Consider the following 26,081-nt stretch of genomic DNA (forward strand, 5'->3'; position numbering starts at 1 on the left):
AAATTCATTCGACGTCTGTGAAGACGACAATTAGGTAGAAAAGAGTAAATGAGCGAAAAATTACAGAAGGTTTTAGCGCGAGCTGGTCACGGTTCTCGTCGTGAACTAGAAGGTTTAATCAAATCTGGTCGTGTAAGTGTTAACGGTCAAGTTGCGAAACTGGGCGAGCGTCTTGAAGACGAGAACTCAGTGATCCGTATCGATGGCCATACTGTTTCAGGCAAGGCTTCTGAAGAAGTGGTTTGTCGTGTACTTGCTTACTACAAACCTGAAGGTGAGCTTTGTACTCGTCACGATCCTGAAGGCCGCCGTACTGTTTTCGATCGTCTACCTAAGATCCGTGGTTCTCGTTGGATTTCAGTTGGTCGTCTTGATGCAAACACATCAGGCCTTTTGCTTTTCACTACTGATGGTGAGCTTGCAAACCGTCTAATGCACCCAAGCCGTCAGGTTGAACGTGAGTACCTAGTACGTGTATTCGGTGAAGTGACTGAGCAGAAAGTTAAAAACGTTACTCGTGGCGTACAACTAGAAGACGGCATGGCTCGTTTTGAAGATGTGGTTTACGCTGGTGGTGAAGGTATGAACCATACTTTCTACGTAGCGATTAACGAAGGTCGTAACCGTGAAGTTCGTCGTCTTTGGGAATCTCAAGAAACGACAGTAAGCCGCCTGAAACGTGTACGTTACGGTGATATCTACCTTGATAAGAAACTGCCTCGTGGCGGTTGGAAAGAGCTAGATCTTCAAGAAGTTAACTACCTGCGTGAGCTTGTTGAGCTTAAGCCTGAGAAAGAGACACTGTTGGATCTTGATCCTTCAAACACTTCTCGTAAGCGTGAGCGTTCTCGTAGCCAAAAAATTCGTCGTGCTGTTAAACGTCATGAAGAGCGTGCAAACGCACCAAAAGGCCGTAGCAACCAAACTAAGCGTAAGAAGCCTGCAACTCGCGGTACTACAACACCTGATTCAGGTCGTAGCGCTCCAGCTGCAAACAAAGGCAAACCTCAGGCTAACAAAAGTAAGCCTAAACTGAACAACGGTCGTCCGGCTAAACCAGCTAAGCCAAGAACACGTCAGTAATTACGTAATTTATTGCGCGTAAAGCTTCATTAGCTAAAAGCACTGAATACTAAAAAACCTGCTCATTGAGCAGGTTTTTTTACGTCTAGAAGAAATAAAAGATTCGGGATGCGAGTAATCGAGTATCGAAAACATACTGCCATAATCGGCAGTAAGCATGCTCTTCGCATCTCTTATCTCGTTTACACGTATCTATAAATCTTTTCGCATCTCGTATCTCGTTCTATTTACTTATGATTCGAGAAGTTATCGCCTTTCGCTAATCGGTCGTAAAGCACTACATTCACTGATGCTGCTAGGTTCATGCAGCCGTTGGTCGGAACGTAAATCGTCTCACGACAGAAATCTGTGATCTCTTTCTTTAGCGTGCCATCTTCTGGGCCAAAAATGTAAAACGCGCGTGGTGGGTGCTTGTAATCAGGTAGAGGCTTAGCACCTTCAATCAGATCAACAGCAACCGGCACGCAGCCTACTGGAATAATATCTTTCAGCTCTTCAACACCAATCAAAGGCAGGGCTAAGTGCTTTTCTTTGGTGTCGGTATGGAATTTTCGCGCATGGTCGTAGCGTGTGCCAGTGTAAAACACAGAGTTGGCGCCGTAGCAGCCAGCAGCTCGCATTACAGAGCCTACGTTTTCAGGCGTCTTTGGGTTAACTAGGCCAATGCAGGCATAGCCTTTTGATTGTGTGTCTGTTTTTGCTTTGGTCATAATCAGTGAATCTAACGTTGATGATGAAAGTGAGTAATCATGATGAGAAATGGCGTGATAAAAATAGCCGAGCAATCGGCTCGGCTAACTTTTAACTCGCTTACATGAATACTTGTTTACTCATGCTGATGAGCGTCAACAGCGGTATTAGTCACGTTTCCACAGCATGTGACAGAACTTATGTTCTGGATCACGGCTGATTAACATGCGAGCAAATACGTCGTCTAGAACGTCATCAGCTTCATTCACAAGACCAATGCGCACTTCAGCGTAGATCTCTTTGTCGACTTCAAAGCCAACATGTTCAACCCAATCATCGCCAGTTTCAACAAGCTCTGCTGCGCCACGATCTTCAAACTGAGCAGTGAAAAGAATCACGTCTGCAGGCTCTAGGTTGTCAGGTGCCATCTCTAGGAAGATGTCGTATGCAGTGTCAATTGCGTCGTCATAAGACATTAGGTCGTTAGCTTCGGTCATAATAAGTATCTTAGCTTGCGCGGTTCATGTATTTACGTTCAGCAGTGTTTACTACTACTTTGTCGCCAGTCGCGATGTATTCAGGTACTTGAATAGTAAGACCTGTAGAAAGACGAGCAGGCTTAGTACGAGCAGACGCTGATGCACCTTTGATTGAAGGATCAGTCTCTTCGATAACTAGTTCAACAGATGTTGGTAGCTCAAGCGTTGCAGCGTTGCCGTCGATAAGGATCGCGTACATGCCTTGAGTTTCTTCGTTGATGAACAGTAGTTCGTCTTCGATAGTCTCACCGTTGAAGATGAATTGTGTGTAATCTTCGTTGTCCATGAAGATGTACTCGTTGCCATCAACGTAAGAGAACATTACTGCACGCTTAGTTACGTCAATAGTTTCAACAATTTCGTCAGCCTTGTGGCGAACTTCAGTTTTAACGCCAGTTGCTACATCGTTACCACGGAAGCGGTAAATCTTTTGGCCGCCACGGCCGCCTGGTGTTGTTACTTCGATATCTTTAACGATCACTGTTTTGCTTTCTACTGTGATAGCAAAACCTTTTTTAATTTCACTTGCTCTAGGCATTTTGTGTTTGTCCTTAGTGGGTCTATCCGCTGATTATATCTCGGAGATGCTATAAATAGGAATAGCTTGAATCATAAAGTCACCTAGGCGATCATAGAGTTATAGTTAAATCATTATTTTATTTACCGAAACGACCTATGCAGCTACCCGTTATTGACCCAACACAGCCTTTTCAACCTGAATTTCAACCTGTGGTTAACGATCTGATTACCTTTCTAAAAGGTGGGTTAGGATCTAATCTGCACAGTATTTATATTTATGGCAGTGTGGCTCGTAAGCAAGCCGTCTTCGGTCGCTCCAATCTAGATGTGGTTGTGGTGACCCATCGACCGTTTCCTGACCAACGAACCACTTTGTTGAACACCATCAAATGGCGTTTCCAAAAGAGCTTCCCGCAGGTAACTCAAGTGGCGATAAAAACTACCTTAGTGAGTGAGATAGTCGATTTCGACAATATCTTCACTTGGGGTTTTATGCTCAAGCATTTAGCCGTGTGTGTGCATGGTGAAGACTTATCAGACTGCTATGGTGATTTTGAAACAAGTTGGGAAATCGCTAAGCACTGGAATATGGATGCGGAAAACTGGTTGGCGGTGTATCGCAACAAGATCGCACGAGCGACAACGCCAGAACAACAAGTCGCTGCGCAGGTGATTATTGCCAAGAAGCTTCTACGGGCGAGTTACTCACTGGTGATGTACCGCGATAAATATTGGTACGATGATCCTGTTGAATGTGGCCAACAGTTCTTGAAGTATCACCCAGATCGAGAAGTCGAAATCCAAAGGTTGGGCATTTTACTTTCTGGTCGACCAATCCCTAAACGTTCGGTGATCGGTATTCTTGATGGCTTTGGTGAGTGGTTGATTAAGCAGTATCAGAAAACCGAGTTCAGAATCGGATAGAGATTCGTAACCTCCCAATGAATACTAAAAAGCAGAGCGGGCTGAGTAACACAGCACTTCTCTGCTTTTTTCTTTTTGATGTTTGGCTCGAGTTTTAATAGATATCTCGAGTCTAATGTCGCCTCGAAAAGAGGGCTCAATCTAGAACAGACCTAGCTGCTGCCCGCTGACTCGTTCAAAATCTAAACCGATGAAGGGTAAGATAGCCTCTGCGACCGGTTTAATCTGCTTGTCGATGTAATGCTGATAATCGATACCATTTTTCAAGTACTCCTTTGGCTCAGGGCCACTCAGAGTAATCAAATACTCAATGCGTCCTTTATTTTGGTATTGAAGAGGGCGCCCTAACTGAGCATTGATCTCATCGGCCATACGAGCTGCGCGAACCTGCGGCGGAATGTTCTTTTGGTATTCATGTAATTTGCGGCGTAAGCGCTTTTGATACACCAATAAATCATCATGTTTGCCAGCAGAGGTTTCATCAACAAACTGTCTGACGTAGTCGGTTGGATCTTGATTGTGAAACACCATCTCATACAAGGTTTGTTGGAATTGCTGTGCGAGAGGTGTCCAATCGGTGCGAGCACTCTCAAGCCCTTTAAATATGATCTTTTCTTTATCGCCTTGAGTGATTAATCCGGCATAACGTTTCTTCGAGCCGGTTTCTGAACCTCTAATGGTCGGCATTAGAAACTTGCGATAGTGAGTCTCGTATTCCAATTCGAGTATTGAGGTTAGGTTGTGGGTCTCTTTTAAGTGATTCGTCCACCAATCGTTGATGTAAGCGACCAGTGTGTTCCCGATCTCGTCTGCTTTTTGCTGATCATAACTGCCGTTCAGAGACACGAAGGTTGAATCGGTATCGCCGTAAATCACTTGATAGCCTTTGTCTTCGATCAGAACCTTGGTTTGCTTCATGATCTCATGTCCACGCATGGTAATTGAAGACGCTAACCGGGTATCGAAGAAACGACAACCAGACGAACCTAACACACCATAGAATGAGTTCATGATGATCTTAATCGCCTGAGAGAACGCTTTCTCGTTGTTCTTCTTCGCCACATCACGTGCAGCCCAAAGGTTTTCGATCATCTCGGGCAAGAAGTGTTTAGAGCGGTGGAATTGCCCACCTCGAAAGCCATCAACGGCTTGGTTTTCTGCTGGGCCTAGTTCAAGCTTCAACCCTTCAATTAGTCCCATAGGGTCAATCAGAAACGAGCGAATGATCGATGGATACAGGCTCTTAAAATCGAGTACCAAAACCGAGTCGTACAGATTGGGAATTGAATCCATCACATAACCGCCGGGGCTCGCAATCCAATTCTCTGGCTCTAAGTTCGGTGCGACATAACCCGCTCTGTGGATTTGAGGCAGATATAAGTTAGTAAAGGCCGCAACAGAGCCACCAACGCGATCCAGCTCAACACCGGTTAATCGAGAGCGCTCAATCGCGAAGTCGAGTAGGTGAGTGTGCTCGAAGATGCTGTTTACCAGTACGCAGTCTTGAAGGTTGTACTTAGCGAGTGAGGGTTTATCGAACTTAAACATTCGGTTTATCTCATCCATACGGTCATGAACGTTATGGATGTCTTTGCCTTCCCCAAGCAGCTCTTGCGATACCGACTCAAGAGACCAAGAACGGAAGTGGTAGGTCGCTGTCTTGAGCATATCAATACCATCCAAGACAACGCGCCCCGGAATCGTGATAAAACCTTGCTGATTTTGAGCAGAACTGCGGAAAAAGCTCGGTTGGTTGTCTCTGCCGATGTTGAGCTTCACTTCGTTCCATTCTGAACGTTTGTGCAGCAGCCTAAAATCGAAGTCGATAACATTCCAGCCAATGATGATGTCAGGATCAAATTCAGAGAACCAAGCTATCATGGCTTCAAGTAGCGCTTTCTCGTTGGCAACCCATTGGATATTGGTTTCAGCTTGTTGTGCTTCGCCGACCATGATTACTCGGCTGTCCATCGGGCTGTCTAGGCCAATTGAATAAAGCACGCCTTTTTCCGAACACTCAATATCAAGCGAGACCACAGATAGACTGGGTAAGTAATCACCTGCTCGGCATTTTGCGTTTGAGACTCGACGATGCTGATTTTTTTGCACAGCAGATCCGGTGAACTCAATACTTCCCTTGATAAAACGTTCCATCAAGAATCGATCGGCGAGTCGAATATCGCTTTCAAAGGTTTGGATTTCTTCGTTGTGAAAGGCTTGCGCTAAACCAAAGCTGCTTCTCGACAGTGAGGTGTAACACGCGGCGAGAGGTGTTTGCTCGAATGTGGCTAATTCTAGAGGCTTAAATTGGCAATCGATCGACTCTTTCGCTGCGATTGCCTGACATGCCTCAACGTCAGATTGAGCGACAAAAAATACCGGTTTTTCATTTTGAATCGTCAGCAGAGTAGGGCCTTGAGGGGTGCTTAACCACAAGTCGATTTGTGTGCGCCCTGAAAAATCTCTTGCTTGTCTTGTGAGTACAAAGCCTTGCTGAATATCCAATGTAGTAACCTATTGAAATGGGGAATCGAATACTACCATCTAGCGACCTTCTGCGCACAAAAGGCAGTAAAAATACTAACTAAATTCTAGTTAGTAGAGGCAAATAACGGGACTCTATAAGCAAATAAGTGAAATTGTCGCGAATGGTTATTCAATGGTATTGAAAATATCTTTATCTTATGTAATTTTATTGGGTGTTGTTTTAACTGGTTGATTTTTAGAAAAAGCTTGTTGTTTTAGTTAGCTTATTTGTTAATAAGTACTTGCTAAAGTTCGTGTTTCAGCACATATTCAACAGAGCTTTTTTTTAGTAATTAAGTTAAGATGTACTCAATGCTGCGATCCACTGTTCCTTTGTTCAATTGTTTCAAACAGATGAAATGACACAGTGGTTGCAGAGCCAATTAATAGTGTGGAGATACAAGTTTGATAAATGTTTTCCTTGTAGATGATCACGAGCTGGTTCGCACAGGGATACGACGTATTATTGAAGACGTCCGTGGAATGAACGTAGCAGGGGAAGCTGAAAGCGGTGAAGATGCTGCAAAATGGTGTCGTACTAACAATACTGACGTTATTTTGATGGATATGAATATGCCTGGTATTGGTGGCTTAGAAGCAACCAAGAAGATCTTGCGTTTCAACCCTGATGTTAAAATCATCGTTTTAACTGTTCATACGGAAAATCCGTTTCCAACTAAAGTGATGCAAGCTGGAGCTGCTGGTTACCTTACTAAAGGGGCAGGTCCGGATGAAATGGTAAATGCAATTCGAGTGGTTAATAGTGGCCAACGATACATTTCACCAGAAATTGCGCAGCAGATGGCTTTGAGCCAATTCTCGCCTGCGTCTGAAAATCCATTCGCAGACTTATCTGAACGTGAACTTCAAATCATGATGATGATTACCAAAGGTCAGAAAGTGACGGATATTTCAGAACAACTCAATCTAAGTCCTAAAACAGTCAACAGTTACCGCTACCGCTTGTTCAGTAAGCTGGATATCAGTGGCGATGTAGAGCTGACGCATTTAGCGATTAGACATGGAATGTTAGACACTGAGACCCTTTAACACTGAGATCGTATAGTGACCAACTTGTTTGACTCAGTCTCATTCCTCAAGACAGTAACAGAGCAGCCCGGCGTTTATCGAATGTATAACGCCGAGGCTGCCGTTATTTACGTCGGTAAAGCTAAGAACCTCAAAAAACGCCTTTCCAGTTATTTCCGTAAAAAAGTCGACAGTGAAAAAACACGCGCTCTAGTTAGTAATATTGACAAGATCGATGTCACTGTAACGCACACGGAAACAGAAGCGCTCATTCTTGAGCACAACTACATCAAGCAGTACTTGCCTAAATACAACGTACTTTTGCGTGATGATAAGTCGTACCCTTATATTTTTATTAGCGGTCACAAGCATCCTCGTTTGTCGATGCACCGTGGTGCTAAGAAGAAAAAGGGCGAATACTTTGGTCCTTACCCTGATTCCGGCGCTGTGCGTGAGACGCTACACCTAATCCAAAAGATTTTCCCTGCCCGCCAGTGTGAAGATACGGTTTATGCCAATAGAACGCGCCCGTGTTTGATGTATCAGATTGGTCGTTGTGCTGCGCCATGTGTTAGCTCAATCATCTCTGATGAAGAGTACAGTGAACTTATCGACTACGTTCGTCTGTTCCTGCAAGGGAAAGACAAATTAGTCCTTGAGACGCTCATCGACAAAATGGACAAGGCAAGCCGTGAGCTTCGTTTTGAACAAGCTGCCGCTTTCCGTGATCAAATCCAAGCGATTCGACGTGTGCAAGAACAACAATACGTATCTGACGATTCAATGGAAGATATGGACGTGTTGGGATTTGCTCAAGAGAATGGCGTAGCGTGTATTCATATCTTGATGATTCGCCAAGGCAAGGTTTTAGGCAGTAGAAGCCATTTCCCTAAAATTCCCAACAATACGGTGCGAGAAGAGGTCTTTTCGAGCTTTTTAAGCCAATACTATCTTGCGCATAGTGAAGCGAGAACCATCCCAACCCGTTTGATTCTCAATGCCGATTTGATGGAAGATGTCACACCGATTCAAGAAGCCTTGTGTGAAGTAGCGGGTCGTAAGATTCACTTCAATACCAACCCTTCAGGTACTCGAGGTCGTTACCTTAAATTGTCTAATACCAATGCATTGACGGCTATTACCACCAAGATTAATCACAAGATGACGATTAATCAGCGCTTCAAAGAGCTCCAAGAAGTGCTGTCGATGGATGCTATCAAGCGCATGGAATGTTTTGATATCAGTCATACCATGGGTGAAAGCACGATTGCGTCGTGTGTGGTGTTCAATCAAGAAGGCCCGGTTAAACCAGAGTACCGTCGTTACAACATCACCGGCATTACAGGTGGCGATGATTACGCAGCGATGGCTCAGGCGCTTGAGAGACGTTATTCGAAGCAACTCGATATCGACAAGATCCCAGACATCATCTTTATCGATGGTGGTAAAGGTCAGCTAAACCGCGCTCATGAGATCATTTCTCAATATTGGGGTGATTGGCCGTTTAGACCAAGAATGATGGGTATTGCGAAAGGCGTGACGCGTAAACCGGGTTTAGAAACTTTGGTAACCCTTGAAGGTGAAGAGTTTAATTTACCTAGCGATGCACCAGCGCTGCATCTTATCCAGCACATTCGTGATGAGAGCCATAATCATGCGATTGCAGGGCACAGGGCGAAACGTGGTAAAACGCGCAGAACCAGTGCTTTGGAAGGAATTGAAGGGGTAGGAGCTAAACGTCGTCAAGCTTTGCTGAAATATATGGGTGGCTTACAAGAACTTAAGCGTGCAACTGTCGAAGAAATAGCCAAAGTGCCGGGCATTAGTCATTCTTTGGCAGAAAACATTTATCAAGCATTGAAACAATAGTAAAAATCCCGCACCATTAAAGCGCAATTAATAAGAGCCCAATAATATGCGTTTGAATATACCTAACATTTTGTCCTTACTGAGACTATTTTTGATCCCAGTATTCGTTGTCGTTTTCTATCTACCTTATCAATGGGCTCCTTTCGCTGCTGCGATGGTGTTTTGGGTAGCCGGTTTCACTGATTGGCTAGATGGCATGCTAGCTCGTAAGTTAGGGCAAACGTCTCGCTTCGGTGCCTTCATTGACCCTGTGGCTGACAAAGTGTTGGTCGCTACGGCTCTTATCCTGATTACAGAGCATTACCACTCTATTTGGATAACTATTCCAGCCGTGACCATGATTGCTCGTGAGATCATCATTTCAGCGCTTCGTGAATGGATGGCTGAAATCGGTAAACGCGCAAGTGTTGCGGTATCTTGGGTTGGTAAAGTCAAAACGGTTTCTCAGATGTTCGCTCTTTGGGTACTTATCTGGAGATACGACGACTGGATGGTGTGGGTAGGTTACATTGCACTGTATGTCGCCACCGTTCTTACTTATTGGTCAATGGCACAATACTTGATGGCTGCCAAAGACGATTTGTTAGACGAAAAACATCATTGATGAAGAAGCGAGCTGAGGCTCGCTTTTTTGATCTTTAACCTAAGGTTAAGTTATCAATAGTGGATATCTAATGTGATATAGATCTCCTTTGAATAACCCGCTCACAGTGTGTTTTGAACATAAAGTCAGCTATTTGGCCTGTTTCGTATGAAATCTATTCAAACGAATTAAAAATACAAAAATAATATTGACTCAATCGTCTGAATCCGTAGAATGCATCCCGTACCCAAGAGGATGGCAATGAGCGATTCGATTGGAGTTACTAAGGCGCCTTGGCAGAGTGGCTATGCAGCGGATTGCAAATCCGTGGACCTCGGTTCGACTCCGGGAGGCGCCTCCATTCTCTCTTTCTTCTAGAAAGAATTTGAATGAAAATGCGATACTAGCTCAGTTGGTAGAGCGCAACCTTGCCAAGGTTGAGGTCATCGGTTCGAACCCGATGTATCGCTCCAAATTTTGTAATGTTGACTGGCGTCAGCATTAAGATGGTGTTTTACTTTTCAGTAATCGGCATCGCAATAAAGAATTGCGTGCCCTGGTGGTGGAATTGGTAGACACAAGGGATTTAAAATCCCTCGGCGTTCGCGCTGTGCCGGTTCAAGTCCGGCCCGGGGCACCATCTATTAAAGTCTTTATCTCGATAAAGCAAATGCGATACTAGCTCAGTTGGTAGAGCGCAACCTTGCCAAGGTTGAGGTCATCGGTTCGAACCCGATGTATCGCTCCAAATTAAGAAGCCCGAACAGAAATGTTCGGGCTTTTTGGTTTCTGACGTTTAGCTTTTACGTTTAAGAACTCTTCTTGTTCGAATCCGCACTCAACATTCATTTCTATCTCTGTTTCAAATTTTGCAATCAAGTTAGTTTTTAAAAGCGAGATTCCCTATGAACTCGTTCCTCGTGCTAGGGAATAACGGAAAGACGGTATGACCTCAAAGTCTCTCTAGTAACGTTTATAAATCCACGTCGTCATCCTCGGGCGTGAGGAACGAGCGAACCGGGGAGCTCTTGCCGCTTGCTGATTAACTTCAGTTTAATCTATTGCATCAGATAGTTTCTGAATAAAACAATACATCGACATGTTGTAAGGGACTCCCAATGAACTCATTCTTCAGGCTAAGGAATGACGGAAAGGCGCCACAGCCTCAAAGCCATCACTAACACCGCCTGTACACCCACGTCGTCATCCTCGGTTGTGAGGAACGAATGAACCGGGGATCTCTTGCCGCTTGCTGATTAACTTCAGTTTAATCTATTGCATCAGATAGTTTCTTGAATAAAGCAATACAATGACATGTTGTAAGGGGTTCTCTATGAATTCATACCTCGCTCTAGGGAGTGACGCCATGACCTAAAAGCTTCTCTAGCAACGTTTATAACCCCACGTCGTCATCCTCGGGTATGAGGAACGAATGAACCGGGGATCTCTTTTCCAAACGATAGTGTGACGATATTTACAGCAATTGCTTAGCCACCGCTGCTATTTATCAAGCTATTACTAAAAACTATTGATCGTTCATTTCACTTTATGTTACTTTCCCGCGCAATCTCGGAATGAAAATGTTCAAGAAGAGCAACGATTGCTTCTGGGGGATACGCGTAGTGACCATTCTTGCTGATTGGGACATTACGTAGGGTAGGTATTGGCTAGTCCTTTAGCTGATAGACGGGATACTTATGGCGCAGTTCGTCATGTTAATGGGAAACCCAACATTGAACACACTAATTACAACATTGCTAATCAGCTCTGCATTTCCAAAGGGACCAGCTCCTCATAGCTGCCCGATCCTGCAAAAATGTCCAATTCTTCAAAACAGTAGCATTACTGAACCTTGAGCTCACGCTAACAATTTATCGCTGTCTTAAGACGGCTTAATTTCGTATTCGTCATTTGACTTATGCGAGCGTACAGCTATATCTCATTTCTAGACAATACGTGTACTTCACTATGAACTCTCTCCAAATTTAACGAGAGTTGGTGGGTAATTGCGTCTGATGGAGGTGAGTATGAACACATTCAAGGGGACTTTTATGACTACCGCCTTTGAAGTCGATATCAATACTATCGCAAATTCATTTTCAACTATGGTTCCTATCTTAGAGGGAACGTACGACCTAACACCTGACGCTATTTTGCTAGAGCAAGAACAGCATGAGTCGGATGTTCGCTCTTACCCAAGACGCCTGCCTATTGCTATTAAACGAGCATGTGGCGCTTTAGTTGAAGATACTCGTGGCCAACTCTTTCTCGATTGCTTAGCCGGTGCAGGTACACTTTCTCTGGGTTACAACCACCCTGAGATTAACCAAGCACTTAAAGACCAACTCGATTCTGGTTTGCCATACCAAACACTTGATATCACGACTCAAGCAAAAGAGACGTTTATCAAGCGAGTTAAAGCTTTTCTTCCTCAAGACTTTTCAAATAACTCGGTTCTTCAATTCTGTGGCCCATCTGGCGCTGACGCTGTGGAAGCGGCGATCAAGCTCGCCAAGCAAACCACAGGTCGCAACACCATGTTTGCTTTCCGTGGTGCTTACCATGGTATGACGAACGGCACCATGGGTATGATGGGTAACCTCGGCACTAAAGAGCGTCGTAGCGGCTTGATGTCTGATGTGCACTTCATGCCTTTCCCATACAACCTACGCTGCCCGTTTGGTATTGGTGGTGAAGCGGGTGCTAACGCGAGCATTCGTTACATCGAACGTATGTTGAATGATGACGAGTCTGGCATAATGAAACCGGCGGCGATGATCGTTGAGCCTGTGCAAGGTGAGGGCGGTGTGATTCCTGCTCCAGCATCTTGGTTACAAGGCCTACGTCGCATCTGTGATGAGCACGGCATCCTACTGATTTTTGATGAGATTCAGTGTGGTGTGGGCAAAACTGGCCATCGATTTGCGTTTGAAGAGTCTGGTGTTAATCCAGATATCTTATGTTTATCTAAAGCGATTGGTGGCGGACTGCCTATGTCGCTGCTTGTGTTCGATAAGAGCATTGATACATGGAAAGCGGGTGAGCACACCGGTACATTCCGTGGTAACCAATTAGCAATGGTCTCTGGCGCTAAGGCGTTGGAGATCATCGAACGAGATGGCTTAGTTGAGCACGCGAACATCGCAGGCCAATATTTACGTCACGGGCTTGAGAAGATTCAATCACGCGTTAGCTGTATTGCTGAAGTTCGTGGTAAAGGCCTGATGCTCGGTGCTGAGATCAAACAACCAAATGGTGAGCTTAACAAGTTTGGCGAACCACAATCAGACGGCGAACTAACCCTAGCGATTCAACGAGCAGCGTTAGAGCGTGGCTTGATGGTTGAAAAGGGTGGTCGTGATGGCTCGGTAATTCGTTTCCTTCCGCCAATGATTATCTCTTTTGAGCAGATTGACTTTGCACTCCGCGTAATGGAAGAAGCGATCATCGCAGCTGGTGGTGGCTTACAACAAGACCCAGCTTCAAGCGAACAAGCAAACCAAGAATGGAACAAGCATTTCATCCATACAGGTTTAGGCGGTAGCGACGAATTTGCTAACGTGATGAACCAAACCACTCAAGCGATGAAAGCGGTTTTTGAACAGGTTGAAACCCCTTATTCGGGTTTAGATCCAAAAGTGCTAGAAGCAGCTATCAATGCTGTCGACCTTGATAACAATCAACACGCTTTGGTTGATGTTGTAGATAGTACTGCAGACCTTGTCGCTGCAAACTCCATCTTCGTGCAACACCCAGATTGCATTGCACACCTTCACACTCCTCCTCTTATGGCTTCGGTAGCAGCGGAATCGATTATCGCGGCGTTGAATCAATCAATGGATTCATGGGACCAAGCATCGGCTGCGACTTATGTTGAGCAGCGCGTTGTGGATTGGATGTGTGACAAATACCAACTTGGCGCACAAGCTGACGGTGTTTTCACTAGCGGAGGCACGCAAAGTAACCTAATGGGTTTATTGCTTGCGAGAGACTGGGTTGCGGATAAGCACAATGGTCATTCTATCCAAAAGCTTGGCTTACCAGAATACGCGAGCAAGCTGCGTATCTTATGTTCAAAGAAATCTCACTTCACGGTTCAAAAGTCAGCCTCTCTACTAGGGCTAGGCGAAGCGGCAGTGTGCTGTGTTGATACCAATGCAAACGGCACTATCAAGCCTGACTTGCTAGACGCAGAAGTGAAAGCACTGAAAGCACAAGGTCTGATTCCTTTTGCTGTGATTGGTACTGCGGGCACAACCGATCATGGTGCTATCGATGACCTTGATGCGATTGCAGAAATCGCAAGTCAGCAAGGCCTTTGGTTCCATGTCGACAGTGCATACGGTGGCGCGCTTATCTTGAGTAGCCACAAGGCTCGCTTACAAGGCATCGAAAAAGCGGACTCTGTGAGTGTCGATTTCCACAAATTGTTCTATCAAACAATCAGCTGCGGCGCGGTATTGTTGAAAGACAAAGCGAACTTTAAGTACCTTCTACATCACGCAGATTACCTAAACCGCGAACACGATGAACTGCCAAATCTAGTCGATAAGTCTATTGCGACCACCAAGCGTTTCGATGCATTGAAAGTCTTCATGACGATGCAAAGCGTTGGACCAAAGCAGTTGGGTGATATGTACGACCATCTTCTTGAGCAAACGCTAGAAGTGGCAGACCTGATTCAAAACCAAGCTGACTTAGAGCTACTCGCAGAGCCGTCACTATCAACAGTGCTGTTCCGATCTAAGCCGTCAGCAAACGGCGAGCTAGATTTAGACAAATTGAATCAAACGCTAAGACTGGAAGCGCTGACTCGTGGTGTTGCAGTACTCGGTGAAACGGTCGTGGATGGTAAGAGTGCGCTTAAATTCACTATCTTGAATCCGTGCCTAAAGACATCAGATTTCAAATCTCTAATTAACAAAATTCAAACTCTAGCCACTGAGCTAGCAGAACAACAAGGGTAATTAATACTATGGCTATTCTACAAATTGGTGCAGGCGGCGTTGGTTGGGTTATTGCACACAAAGCAGCACAAAATAACGAAGTACTGGGTGATATCACAATCGCTTCTCGCACAATCGCGAAGTGTGAAAAAATCATCGAATCTATCAAGGGCAAAAACAACCTTAAAGATTCAACTAAGAAACTAGAAGCACGTTCAGTAGACGCTGATGATGTTGATGCGCTTGTTGCTTTGATTAAAGAAGTTCAGCCGGATCTAGTGATCAACGCTGGTCCTCCTTGGGTAAACATGGCAATCATGGAAGCATGTTACCAATCTAAAGTTTCTTATTTAGATACATCGGTAGCGGTTGACCTATGTTCTGAAGGCCAACAAGTACCACAAGCTTACGATTGGCAGTGGGGCTACCGTGAGAAGTTCGCTGAAGCAGGCATCACAGGTATTCTTGGTGCTGGTTTCGATCCAGGTGTGGTATCAATCTTTGCTGCATACGCGGTTAAGCACTTGTTCGATGAGATTGACTCAATTGATGTAATGGATGTGAATGCTGGTGACCACGGCAAGAAGTTTGCGACAAACTTTGACCCAGAAACCAACATGCTTGAGATCCAAGGCGATTCTTTCTACTGGGAAAATGAAGAGTGGAAACAAGTACCTTGTCACTCTCGTATGCTTGAGTTTGAATTCCCGAACTGTGGTTCTCACAAAGTTTACTCAATGGCGCACGATGAAGTTCGTTCAATGAAAGAGTTCATCCCAGCTAAGCGTATCGAATTTTGGATGGGCTTTGGTGATGCATACTTGAACTACTTCAACTGCATGCGTGATATCGGTCTTCTTAGCCCAGATCCGCTAACACTGCACGATGGTACTGTGGTTCAGCCTCTGCATGTTCTTAAAGCACTACTACCGGATCCAACATCTCTAGCTCCGGGTTACACTGGTTTAACGTGTATCGGTACTTGGGTTCAAGGTAAGAAAGATGGTAAAGAGCGTAGCGTATTCATCTACAATAACGCAGACCACGAAGTGGCTTACGAAGACGTAGAGCACCAAGCGATCTCTTACACAACTGGTGTTCCAGCGATTACCGCTGCACTTCAGTTCTTCCGTGGCGAATGGGCTGATAAAGGCGTGTTCAACATGGAACAGTTAAATCCAGATCCGTTCCTAGCAACTATGCCGGAAATTGGTCTAGATTGGCATGTTCAAGAGCTTGAAGCAGGCCAAGGTCTTCCAGTGATTCATGAGCTGAAAAAATAAGAACTGATTTCTTGTTTTGATTGCTAATTAAAGGGGACATGGATTGTTCCCTTTTCGATGATGATAGCCTTGAAGCTTTGGTATCATTTATTTTGATTTTGTAACTCACTGCGCTCGGACAGGACAAAATTAAAATAAATCACACCAAAATTGTTAATTTACCTTTCCATCTATAGATGCTGCTTGAGTGTTTACAAAAATGACGTTTAAGAAAGAAGAACTAAAAACCCCATATTTCATGATCAACGAAGACAAGTTGATTGCGAACTTAGAAAAAGCCAAGCAACTGAAAGAGATTTCAGGTGTGAAATTGGTACTTGCGCTTAAGTGCTTCTCGACTTGGGGCGTGTTTGACATCATCAAACCGTACCTAGACGGTACTACTAGTTCTGGCCCTTATGAAGTGAAATTAGGTCACGAAACTTTTGGCGGTGAAACTCATGCTTACAGTGTGGGCTACAGTGAAGATGACGTGAGAGAGGTTGCTGACATCTGCGACAAGATGATCTTCAACTCTCAAAGCCAACTTGTTGCTTACCGTCATATTGTTGAAGGTAAAGCTTCACTGGGTTTACGTTTAAATCCGGGCGTGAGCTACGCAGGGCAAGACTTGGCGAATCCAGCACGTCAATTCTCGCGTTTGGGCGTGCAAGCTGACCACATCAAACCAGAAATTTTCGATGAGATTAATGGTGTGATGTTCCACATGAACTGTGAGAACAAAGACGTCGATGCGTTTATCGGCCTGCTTGATTCAATCTCAGAACAGTTTGGTGAGCACTTAGATAAGTTGGACTGGGTGAGCATGGGCGGAGGTGTGTTCTTCACATGGCCTGGCTATGACATCGAAAAACTCGGTCTTGCGCTGAAAGCCTTCTCTGAAAAGCACGGTGTGCAGATGTATCTTGAGCCGGGTGAAGCGATCATCACTAAAACAACCGACCTAGTTGTGACAGTGGTCGATATTGTTGAGAACGTGAAGAAAACAGCGATTGTGGATTCAGCGACTGAGGCGCACCGCCTTGACACGCTTATCTACAATGAGCCCGCATCAGTATTGGAAGCATCAGAAACAGGCAGCCATGACTACGTGATTGGTTCGTGTTCATGTCTTGCGGGCGATCAGTTCTGCGAAGCGAGCTTTGATGAGCCACTTAAGATTGGTCAAAAGCTGCATCTGTTAGACAGCGCGGGTTACACAATGGTGAAATTGAACTGGTTCAATGGCCTTAAAATGCCTTCAATCTACTGTGAACGTAGCAGTGGTGAAGTTCAGAAGCTAAATGAATTCGGCTATGAAGACTTCAAACGCTCATTATCACAATGGTCAGTTAAGTAACTGAATCACAAGTTCAGAGCAATACAAAGAGCAGCTAATGAGCTGCTCTTTTTTGTTCTTTAATTTTGTTTATTTAGCTTTCAATCATCACACGAGTATCTTCACTGAGCGTTTCGAGTTCATTAACTACGTCGTCGATCTGTACTTCGATTGGCAGCTTAACGGCGATTTTTGATGTGAATAGACTTGAGCTAACACCGCCGCCACCAGCGATAAAGACGCGGTGACAATCCATATCGAGAATACTGATTCCTTGTCTATCCAATACATGAGTCACTTCGTTGACGATACCTGCTCGGTCGTTAGAGTCGAGTCTCAAGTGATGGACCGTGTCTTGAACATTGTGTGTATGATCGGAATCGACAAACTGCACGATGAGATCTGGATTGGCGCTGAACGCTTCTTTTACAATCGATTCGTTGATGGCTGGAAGTTGAACCTTTAGTACGCCTGCGACTTGGTCTTCAATAAAGTTCACTTTACTGATGAGCCATTTGCCGTCGTTTTCGTGAGTAACCGCAGCAAGCTGTTTGATTGTTGCTGGTGATGCTTTTCCGATAAAGTTTACGATAAATGTACTGTTCATATCAGCCCCCAAGGTTTCAATTATTCTTTGCTAATTAAATGTTTGATATCACGCGATAAAGTTCTTTAATTTCAGTGTAGAAGGTTACATCGAACAATGTTTGACCTAGGTCAATTTTTGAAACTAAGCTTCGATGCAAAAAAAAGAGAATGAAGAGTAGGGCACAAAAAAAGCGGCTAGAGAGCCGCTTTTTAGAAGAGTTGTCACTGTGATTGATGATTCAGCAACTTATATTCAATAACTTATATTGAGTAGTACTAGAGACGAATTAGAACGTTACTTTGAAGTTCATACCAACAAACTGAGAGTCGTATGGTGCGCCAGCATCGTAAGCAAAACGTGCAGCGTCTTGGTTATCCCACCAAGGGTTAGTATTCAGGTTAACTTCTGCATCACCGCCCCATGCGTCACTTACCCAGTAGTGAATGTGTCCAACAGGGTTAAGGAAAAATAGCGACACATCACCCATGGTTTGAGAGCCCATCACTTCGCCACCTGAAGCAATGATATCCTGCTCTGCTTCTAGCATCATTTCACCGACAACCGCACCGAAGAAAGGTGTGATGAAGAGATCTTGCCATGAAGGTACTTCTGCAAACGCTTCTACGCCGTATTCCCAGAAGAACGTCGACATAGTCCAAGAGTATAAGAATGACTCAAACTCGTCGTAACCTGCGTGTCGAGCTGCGGTGTAGTAAACACCACCGAAATATGGGTGCATTACGTAGTTTAGGAAGTGTTCGTCACGGTCCCATGTTGGACCAGCAGAAACGTTATCTTTCCACTTTTTACCTAATGAGCTGATATCACGTTGGTCATCATCCCACTTAGTAATACTTTCAGGGAGCAGAGTCATTAGACCCACTGTCGCGACACTCAAGCCAAGAATGGTGTAGGTTTGACCCATTAGGTAATCCCAATCTTTCTCCTGACTCACCAACATGTGTTTTGGTTGTTGGATTGAGAAGTCGTACTCATCACTCGATTCGCTCAGTGCGTAATTGGTACTAGGCTTGTAGGTGTACAAGTTGTCATTAAAACAGTAATCTTGAGCACATTCATCCGAGTAAGAAAGGTTGATTGGCTGGTCGAAGTCGTATTGGCTTGCAACCGAGTTAACTGACATTAGCATTGAAAATGCGGCAGTAACCTTTGCTAGTAACGGTGATTTGGCCACAAGGGTCTCCATGAGAAAGTTTGGAATTGATCAGGATCACAATTATCTATTAAATGCCTGATTTAGGGAACTAATAATTTATAGCTTTTCCTAAGAAAACCTTAGGTTTAACATTATTAATATTAGTGAAAAGGCGAATTGCTCCAAATTCAACCATAGACCAGTTTGTAAATAATGCAGTGTCTTTTTATGACAACAAGGGATAGAAATATGACGAAAATCGCAATGTTAAGCACAGGTGAAGAAGTTCTTCATGGAGACATTGTAGATACAAACGCAGCTTGGATGTCTGCTGAGTTTTATCAGCATGGTTTTGCGCTTGCTAAGCGCTCAACTGTGGGTGATCAAATGAATGCTCTTGTTGAAGAATTGCTGATGCTGAGCTTTAACTATGATGTGGTTATCGTTAATGGTGGTTTAGGCCCGACAACCGATGATATGAGTGCTGCTGCCGCTGCAGCTGCTTCCGAGCAGAAACTCGTCATGTTCCCTGAATGGCTTGCTCGTATGGAAGAGATGTTCTCTGGACGTGGCATGCCAATGCCAGACAGCAACCTTAAACAAGCTTTGTTACCTGCGAGTTCAGAGATTGTCGATAACCCTGTGGGGACGGCTTGTGGCTTCAAACTGAAAATTAACGATGCGACTTTCTATTTCACGCCGGGTGTACCAAGTGAATTCAAGCGCATGGTGACGTTTGAGATTCTTCCTGACTTGTCGTGTACCTACCCTCAAGTGGTTGCCTCTGAATGCAGTCGACTGTTTACGTTTGGTTTGTCTGAGTCCGGTATCTCTGATGTTTTGGATCAACTAAAGCTGCCAGAAGGTTATGAACTTGGTTATCGCTCTTATCTGCCGTTCATTGAGGTCAAACTGTTTGGTCCTAAGGCAGACTTAGAAACTCGCGTTAAGCTTCTGCAGATGGTTTACAAGCTGCTAGAGAGTAATGTCGTTAGTGTTGATGAGCCGATGATTGACCATATTGGACACATCATGGCGGAAAAAAAGAAGACGTTATCTGTGTCTGAAGTGTCGACCAAAGGTTCACTGTCAGCGTGGCTGCAATTGAATGAGCAGATAGAAGATTGCTTCGGACACTCATGGGTGATGGCTGAGCCAAAAGAGAGCGAACTTGAAAAGAGCGATCCATTAGCCGCGACCTTTGCGCTGGCTGGAGCAACAAGAGATAAGTGCGGAACTGAATTGGCTTTGGTGACTGGTAAGCTGGAAGGCAACACATTCAGCGTTGCATTGTCGACTGAAGCAGGCGAGTGGGGGCAGGTACTTGAGTTTTATCGTCAGTACTCGCGTGAAGACCAACGCAACGTGATTAAGACCGTTGCCGCCGATATGCTGAGAAGGCATTTAGATAACAAACCGATGTTTGGTATTTATTCTTCGGTTAAGCGATTAAAAGACATGTTTATTCCAGCGGCTATCATTAAGTAGCTATGTAAGCTAACGATGTAAGCGAACTCGCTAAGTCTGTATTAAAAACGCTAGAAAAAACGAAATAAAAAGGCCCAACATCTAAATAGGTGTTGGGCCTTTTGTTTATCTAGCCTTCTAGATAACCAAACAAGCAGCGATGTTTACACGCAACTCATGTCTGTAAGAACTCGATTACAAACCGCTTGTCATATGTAGGCTGTAGAACAAACCACGGCCGATTAACTCTGAAGCCAAGAACAATACTAGTGCTAAGCCAAGGTTAACTGGGTTCACTTTTGCTTTGTTCAGCATAGGTAGAATCCAAATCAACAAGCTTGCCATTAGCAGTGCCACTTGAAGAATCACATAGCTACCTAAACCATCGACTAACTCAGACGCTTTTGCCGCTGAAGTTTGGATGTCTCCGATTAGGTTCAGTTTTCCTACTGTCACAAGCAAGCTGATAGCAACAGCGATAACAGCCAACATGGTGATGTTACGGTCAACCGTAAAGCGGCTGTCGTTTGCGAATACAATCACGAACTGAGATAACAGCAAGCCACCCACAACCATCGTCATGATGAAGCTCAGTGGTGTGTAGATGTTGTCCCACGTCGGTACTGTGTTGATCATGTATACGTTGATCATCGCGTACATGAAGATAACACCCAGTACCATCGCGCCAACCATCAGTGCTTTCTGGATAGCAACGCCACCTTTCTTGACTACCGACAGTAACCATTGCAGGCCACCGACAGCGAAGAATGCCGCACCGAAGAACACTTCGTTAGACAACCAAGCCGAACCTAGCTGATTAAAAGCGTTAAACGCGCGCAGTGGAGAGCCAAGGTGCGTTGTCGAGAACATGAAGCCAAGACCCATCAGTACCCATAGGATAAACATTGGAACCTTGTAGCTGTTCAGCTTCTCTTCGTCATGACCAAGTACCAGTGCACGTGCGCCAATCAGTAAGTAACCACCAACCGCAGTTTGCGCCAGCACCGTAAAGAAGATTAAAGACCACTCATGAAAAATCATCTTACACCTCCTTCGGGTTTGCTAGGTGACCGCTGGTATCGCCAGTCGGCTTCGCGTTTTTGTTCAGCTTAATCACGATGTTTGGTAGCGTTTCTGTTGAAGATGGCAGTGGAGCCACATCCGCACCAGAGCCGTACTTCTCGCGAAGTGTATTGATTTCACCAAACTCCAATGCACGAAGTGGGCAAGACTCAACACAGATAGGCTGTTTGCCTTCAGAAACACGTTGGTAACAACCATCGCATTTCGTCATATGACCTTTCTTAGCATTGTATTGTGGTGCGCCGTAAGGACACGCATTGCTACAGTGCTGACAACCAATACATACGCTCTCATCAACCACAACCAAACCGTCTTCATCACGTTTGTGCATTGCGCCCGAAGGACACACTTTCACACACGCTGGGTTAGTACAGTGGTTACAAGCGATAGATAGGTAGTAAGAAAAGACATCTTTCTGAACCCAGGTATCACCATCTTGAGTGAAGCCACCACCGGCATATTCGTATACGCGACGGTAGTTCGTTTTGATGTCTAGATCGTTATAATCTTTACAAGCAAGCTGACAGGTTTTACAACCCGTGCATTTACTTGAATCAATGTAAAAGCCGTATTGTTTCATTCCAACCTACCTTATGCTTTCTTTAGCGCTTTGATTTGAACTAGGTTTGTATGCTGAGGGTTACCCTTAGCAAGTGGGCTCGGGCGCTGAGTCGTCAGCACGTTGATAGAGCCTGCATGGTCGATCTTCTGACCATCTGGTGCGTACCATGCACCTTCGCCTAGTGCCACAACTCGAGGAAGAATCCTAGGTGTCACTTTCGCTGGAATATGTACTTCGCCACGGTCGTTGAAAATACTCACCATGTCGCCGCTATCAATACCACGTTCTTTTGCATCGATTGGGTTGATCCACAACTCTTGCGGTGCTGCTGCTTTGATTTCTGCAACGTTGCCGTAAGTCGAGTGAGTACGAGCCTTGTAGTGGAAACCGGTTAGCTGAAGTGGGTACTTCTCTGCTAGTGGGTCGTTATGACCTTCGAAAGAGTCCGCGTAAATCGGAAGTGGGTGAATCACTTCGTCTTCTTTCAGCTTCCAAGTCTTCGCGATATCAGCCAGTTGCTCTGAGTAGATCTCGATCTTGCCACTTGGTGTGGTCAGTGGGTTCGCTTCAGGATCTTTACGGAAATCTTCATAAGCGATGTAGTGGTGGTCGTAGCTACGTTTGTAGATACCCAGCTCTTTCATCTCTTCGAAGGTTGGCAGTGTTGGATCGTTCTTACGAGTTTCTGCGTAAAGGTGCTCAATCCATTGCTCTTGAGTACGGCCTTCGGTGAACTCTTGTTCTACGCCCATTCGTTTCGCAAGCTGAGTACACATCTCGTAGATAGATTTTGCTTCAAACTGAGGCTCAATCGCTTTCTGCGCGTAGATGAAGTAAGGCATGTTCGCCGCTTTACCGTCCATACACCAGTCGTCTTGCTCAGACGTTGTTAAGTCTGGCAGGATGATATCGGCGTACTTCGCTGAAGACGTCATATGGTTATCAACCACGACAATCATTTCACACGCACTTTCATCTTGAAGAATCGCGTGAGTCTTGTTGATGTCTGAGTGTTGGTTAATGATGCAGTTACCTGCGTAGTTCCAGATCATCTTGATTGGGTTCTTAAGGCGCTCTGCACCGCGAACACCATCAGTGATGTCGGTCATTTCATGGTGACGGTAAATCGCGTCTGTCCACATGAACATTGAAATAGACGTTTCAACTGGGTTTGGCACAGTAGGGAAGCGCACAAATGGAATGTTGATGTCGCTTTCACGAGCGCCTGTTGAACCGCCTGATACGCCCACAGAACCAGTGAGCAGTGACAGCATCGCGATTGCACGACACGCTAGTTCACCGTTCGCAGTGCGTTGTAAGCCCCAACCTTGGTGAATCGCACATGGTTTCGCTGTGCCCATTTCACGGCCAAGCTTAACGATGGTGTCAACTGGAATACCCGTGATCTTAGAAGCCCATTCTGGTGTCTTCTCTACGCCATCTTCACCTAAACCTAGGATGTAAGATTTGTAGTCGCTGTTTTTAGGCGCTGATGCAGGAAGGGTCTTCTCATCGTAACCGACACAGTATTTGTCTAGGAACGGTTGGTCGACAAGGTCTTCAGTGATCATCACGTGTGCAAGACCCGCTACCAATGCCGCATCTGTAGAAGGACGAATTGGGATCCATTGATCTTCACGGCCACCGGCAGTATCGGTGTAGCGCGGGTCGATGATGATCGTTCTTGCGTTTGATTTGTTTTTGCTTTCAACGTAGTGGTGGATCTGGCCGCCACCAGACATACGCGTCTCAGCAGGGTTGTTACCAAACTGAATATTAAGTTTAGTGTTCTCTAAATCAGAGAAAGAGTTGTTGTTTGCCCAACCGCCGTAGGTGTAGCTCAAGCCTTTCGTGATTTGCGCTGTTGAGTAGTCACCGTAATGGTTTAAGTAACCACCACTTAGGTTCATTAGACGAGCAATCAGCGTTTGAGCTGGTGGCCAAGATTTAGTAACCGTGCCGCCCAGCGTACCTGTACCGTAGTTTAGGTAGATAGTGTCGTTACCGTAGTCTTTGATAAGGCGTTGCATGGTGCCAGCGACTTCATCATAAGCCTCTTCCCAGCTAATACGCTTAAACTTACCTTCACCACGTTTACCCACACGTTTCATTGGGTACTTTAGGCGATCTGGGTTATAAACACGGCGGCGCATCGAGCGACCACGTAGACACGCACGAACTTGGTGATGACCGTATTCGTCAGTGCCTGTGTTGTCTGTTTCTACGTATTTGATTTCACCGTTTTGTACATGCATACGCAGTGGGCAGCGAGAGCCACAGTTTACTGTACATGCACTCCATACGATTTTCTCATCCACATTTTCAGCAACTGCAGCCGCTACTGGTTTGGATTTGAAAGGTAATGCAATACCGCCCGCAAGTGCAGCTGCACTACCTACTGCAGAGGAAGCTTTCATGAAGCCTCTTCGAGTAAGATTCATTACCCCAGATTCTTTCTTATTCGTCATTCTAAGATGCCTTTTGCTATTGATAGCTAGCACTTTATAGGTAGTTTGTTCTTTATGTATTTATTTCGAATTATTGATTGATTGGCATCAAATAAGTGTGGAATTTAAAGTTTATGAATTGAATGTATAAAATAGATCAAAGAATGAAATGAGTTAATTAATATAATTATCTTTAAACCTATAACGGTATAAATAATAATGATTATCGATACGCATAAATTGTTGGGTTCGCTATTTTATCAAGCGACAAGTAAAGAACAGTTAATCACCATTGTCGAAGCTTTGGTTGAGAGCGAAGTACTCTCTGAAGAATGCTTGCAGGCATTAAGAAGCGAAGACGAAGATGCGCTCGCAGCAGAGTTCAGCCGCCTGTTTGAAGGCGTTGGAGACATGCCAGCTCCGCCTTGGGGTTCTGTGTACCTAGATAAAGACCGCGTTGTGTTTGGTGCTTCTACGGTTGAGTATCGCCAGTTTTTAGAATTGAATCAGATTGAATTAGACACTGGGTTAAGAGAGCCGGAAGATCAATTTGGTTTAATGTTATTCGCTCATGCGTATTTGTTAGAAAATAATAATATTAATTCAGCCGGTGAATTACTTGAGGGTCACTTATTAACTTGGTCTTCTGTTTATTTAGAAAAACTAAATAAAGCATCAGAGTTATCTTTTTATAAAAAGCTATCGGTTGATGTAATAGATTGGTTTAAGTACTTAATATCTGAATATAATTTAAACGTTGCTACTAAAAAGTTATATATCGACTAATGTCTGAACAAATAAATTCAAATAGACGCGGTTTCTTAACTCGACTTTCTAAACCGGTTAAAGCAGCCGCGAATTATGAAGAGATATCACAGCGCTTGCATGCAAGACCGCCAAGAGCGGTCGATGAGGTGCTGTTTGAGCGTCTTTGCGACGGTTGTGGATTGTGTGAACAATCGTGTCCAAATAGCGTTATTGAGATGCTAGAGGGCAGTGCGCTGCTGAATTTGGATTACAACAGTTGTTCTATGTGTAACAAATGCACTGAAGTGTGTCCGACCGGCGCACTTCATCCAACGGTCACGCCTTATATCGACCTCAAGCCGAGCTTTGCGGATAGCTGCAATAATTACATGCAAATGGACTGTTCAGCATGCCAAACGGCGTGTTCAGCTGGTGCAATACACATCGAAGTAGGAGAGTTGCCTACAGTGGACAAAGATAAGTGTAACGGCTGTGGAGAGTGCCGAAGCGCTTGTTATATTGGCTCTGTGACTCTTAACCTGACTCAGCAATAAACGTTTGGCTTTGTATGACACAAGCCAACAGGAAGATTTGGTTGAGTGATAGACGAGTCGCTTTAGATACCTAAAGACATAAATAGAAAAGGGTCCGCATTCCTAAAGGAAGCGGACCCTTTTTTGATTCTTATTGACGATATTCGAACAAAGTGACCTAAAGCCAG

The 26,081-nt window shown here is 44.8% G+C and carries 20 protein-coding genes and 4 tRNA genes; 15 read left to right on the forward strand and 9 right to left on the reverse strand.

The window, feature by feature from the left end; genetic code table 11:
• The first annotated feature begins 48 nt into the window (after positions 1 to 48).
• Entirely contained in the window at positions 49 to 1,083 is a 1,035-nt protein-coding gene (gene rluB, locus AB4384_RS12715; RefSeq protein ID WP_017055112.1) for a 23S rRNA pseudouridine(2605) synthase RluB, read from the forward strand.
• Between the two features lie 227 nt (positions 1,084 to 1,310).
• On the opposite strand, the gene AB4384_RS12720 is transcribed toward rluB, so the two are convergent.
• The 3 genes from AB4384_RS12720 to yeiP form a co-directional block, all read right to left on the reverse strand.
• The gene (locus AB4384_RS12720; protein ID WP_017061495.1) at positions 1,311 to 1,793 is read right to left on the reverse strand and encodes an RNA methyltransferase; all 483 of its coding nucleotides are present in this window, start codon (positions 1,791 to 1,793) and stop codon (positions 1,311 to 1,313) included.
• 147 nt (positions 1,794 to 1,940) lie between these two features.
• Entirely contained in the window at positions 1,941 to 2,270 is a 330-nt protein-coding gene (locus AB4384_RS12725; protein WP_004741258.1) for an HI1450 family dsDNA-mimic protein, read from the reverse strand.
• Between the two features lie 10 nt (positions 2,271 to 2,280).
• Positions 2,281 to 2,850, reverse strand: a complete 570-nt coding sequence (gene yeiP / locus AB4384_RS12730) for an elongation factor P-like protein YeiP (RefSeq protein WP_017055115.1) — start codon at positions 2,848 to 2,850, stop codon at positions 2,281 to 2,283.
• A gap of 137 nt (positions 2,851 to 2,987) precedes the next feature.
• On the opposite strand from yeiP, the gene AB4384_RS12735 reads away from it, so the two are divergent.
• Complete coding sequence (locus AB4384_RS12735; protein ID WP_017061494.1) at positions 2,988 to 3,755, forward strand: hypothetical protein; 768 nt, start codon at positions 2,988 to 2,990, stop codon at positions 3,753 to 3,755.
• Positions 3,756 to 3,896: 141 nt separating this feature from the next.
• On the opposite strand, the gene AB4384_RS12740 is transcribed toward AB4384_RS12735, so the two are convergent.
• Positions 3,897 to 6,260 (reverse strand): DNA polymerase II, encoded by a 2,364-nt coding sequence (locus AB4384_RS12740; RefSeq protein WP_372129632.1) that lies wholly within the window; start codon positions 6,258 to 6,260, stop codon positions 3,897 to 3,899.
• A 426-nt stretch (positions 6,261 to 6,686) separates the two neighbouring features.
• Between AB4384_RS12740 and uvrY the strand changes: the two genes are divergently transcribed.
• The 10 genes from uvrY (at position 6,687) to nspC (ending at position 17,330) form a co-directional block, all read left to right on the forward strand.
• The gene (gene uvrY / locus AB4384_RS12745) at positions 6,687 to 7,331 is read left to right on the forward strand and encodes a UvrY/SirA/GacA family response regulator transcription factor (protein ID WP_004729778.1); all 645 of its coding nucleotides are present in this window, start codon (positions 6,687 to 6,689) and stop codon (positions 7,329 to 7,331) included.
• Positions 7,332 to 7,346: 15 nt separating this feature from the next.
• Positions 7,347 to 9,179, forward strand: a complete 1,833-nt coding sequence (gene uvrC / locus AB4384_RS12750; protein ID WP_029235144.1) for an excinuclease ABC subunit UvrC — start codon at positions 7,347 to 7,349, stop codon at positions 9,177 to 9,179.
• 46 nt (positions 9,180 to 9,225) lie between these two features.
• Positions 9,226 to 9,783, forward strand: a complete 558-nt coding sequence (gene pgsA / locus AB4384_RS12755) for a CDP-diacylglycerol--glycerol-3-phosphate 3-phosphatidyltransferase (protein ID WP_017061490.1) — start codon at positions 9,226 to 9,228, stop codon at positions 9,781 to 9,783.
• A 266-nt stretch (positions 9,784 to 10,049) separates the two neighbouring features.
• A tRNA-Cys gene (locus tag AB4384_RS12760) sits at positions 10,050 to 10,123 on the forward strand.
• Positions 10,124 to 10,159: 36 nt separating this feature from the next.
• A tRNA-Gly gene (locus AB4384_RS12765) sits at positions 10,160 to 10,235 on the forward strand.
• Between the two features lie 80 nt (positions 10,236 to 10,315).
• A tRNA-Leu gene (locus AB4384_RS12770) sits at positions 10,316 to 10,402 on the forward strand.
• 32 nt (positions 10,403 to 10,434) lie between these two features.
• Positions 10,435 to 10,510, forward strand: a tRNA-Gly gene (locus AB4384_RS12775).
• 1,279 nt (positions 10,511 to 11,789) lie between these two features.
• The gene (locus AB4384_RS12780) at positions 11,790 to 14,729 is read left to right on the forward strand and encodes a pyridoxal phosphate-dependent class III aminotransferase (RefSeq protein ID WP_170962429.1); all 2,940 of its coding nucleotides are present in this window, start codon (positions 11,790 to 11,792) and stop codon (positions 14,727 to 14,729) included.
• Positions 14,730 to 14,737: 8 nt separating this feature from the next.
• Complete coding sequence (locus tag AB4384_RS12785; RefSeq protein ID WP_372129633.1) at positions 14,738 to 15,991, forward strand: carboxynorspermidine synthase; 1,254 nt, start codon at positions 14,738 to 14,740, stop codon at positions 15,989 to 15,991.
• 199 nt (positions 15,992 to 16,190) lie between these two features.
• Complete coding sequence (gene nspC, locus AB4384_RS12790) at positions 16,191 to 17,330, forward strand: carboxynorspermidine decarboxylase (RefSeq protein WP_372102925.1); 1,140 nt, start codon at positions 16,191 to 16,193, stop codon at positions 17,328 to 17,330.
• 73 nt (positions 17,331 to 17,403) lie between these two features.
• On the opposite strand, the gene AB4384_RS12795 is transcribed toward nspC, so the two are convergent.
• Both AB4384_RS12795 and AB4384_RS12800 read right to left on the reverse strand, forming a co-directional pair.
• Complete coding sequence (locus AB4384_RS12795; RefSeq protein ID WP_017061000.1) at positions 17,404 to 17,916, reverse strand: glycine cleavage system protein R; 513 nt, start codon at positions 17,914 to 17,916, stop codon at positions 17,404 to 17,406.
• Positions 17,917 to 18,184: 268 nt separating this feature from the next.
• A complete protein-coding gene (locus tag AB4384_RS12800; RefSeq protein ID WP_017069173.1) occupies positions 18,185 to 19,093 on the reverse strand; it encodes a DUF3943 domain-containing protein in 909 nt (302 codons plus the stop codon).
• Between the two features lie 210 nt (positions 19,094 to 19,303).
• Here AB4384_RS12800 and AB4384_RS12805 point away from each other — a divergent pair, with 210 nt between their 5' ends.
• Positions 19,304 to 20,542: a CinA family nicotinamide mononucleotide deamidase-related protein gene (locus AB4384_RS12805; protein ID WP_372129634.1), complete on the forward strand. Its 1,239-nt coding sequence runs from the start codon at positions 19,304 to 19,306 to the stop codon at positions 20,540 to 20,542.
• Between the two features lie 174 nt (positions 20,543 to 20,716).
• On the opposite strand, the gene AB4384_RS12810 is transcribed toward AB4384_RS12805, so the two are convergent.
• From AB4384_RS12810 to AB4384_RS12820, 3 genes are read right to left on the reverse strand one after another with little or no spacing between them, the layout of a single operon-like run.
• A complete protein-coding gene (locus tag AB4384_RS12810) occupies positions 20,717 to 21,562 on the reverse strand; it encodes a DmsC/YnfH family molybdoenzyme membrane anchor subunit (protein WP_017060997.1) in 846 nt (281 codons plus the stop codon).
• 1 nt (position 21,563) lies between these two features.
• A complete protein-coding gene (locus tag AB4384_RS12815) occupies positions 21,564 to 22,184 on the reverse strand; it encodes a DMSO/selenate family reductase complex B subunit (RefSeq protein ID WP_004733360.1) in 621 nt (206 codons plus the stop codon).
• 11 nt (positions 22,185 to 22,195) lie between these two features.
• A complete protein-coding gene (locus tag AB4384_RS12820; RefSeq protein ID WP_372129635.1) occupies positions 22,196 to 24,634 on the reverse strand; it encodes a DmsA/YnfE/YnfF family dimethyl sulfoxide reductase in 2,439 nt (812 codons plus the stop codon).
• A gap of 198 nt (positions 24,635 to 24,832) precedes the next feature.
• On the opposite strand from AB4384_RS12820, the gene AB4384_RS12825 reads away from it, so the two are divergent.
• Positions 24,833 to 25,399 (forward strand): molecular chaperone, encoded by a 567-nt coding sequence (locus AB4384_RS12825; RefSeq protein ID WP_017060995.1) that lies wholly within the window; start codon positions 24,833 to 24,835, stop codon positions 25,397 to 25,399.
• On the forward strand, positions 25,399 to 25,914 hold the full coding sequence (napF, locus tag AB4384_RS12830) for a ferredoxin-type protein NapF (RefSeq protein ID WP_017060994.1): 516 nt from the start codon (positions 25,399 to 25,401) through the stop codon (positions 25,912 to 25,914). The genes AB4384_RS12825 and napF overlap by 1 nt, the downstream gene beginning before the upstream one ends.
• The last annotated feature ends 167 nt before the right edge of the window (positions 25,915 to 26,081 follow it).

The sequence above is a fragment of the Vibrio sp. 10N.261.51.A4 genome (assembly GCF_041471945.1).
GTDB classification, from domain to species: domain Bacteria; phylum Pseudomonadota; class Gammaproteobacteria; order Enterobacterales; family Vibrionaceae; genus Vibrio; species Vibrio crassostreae_C.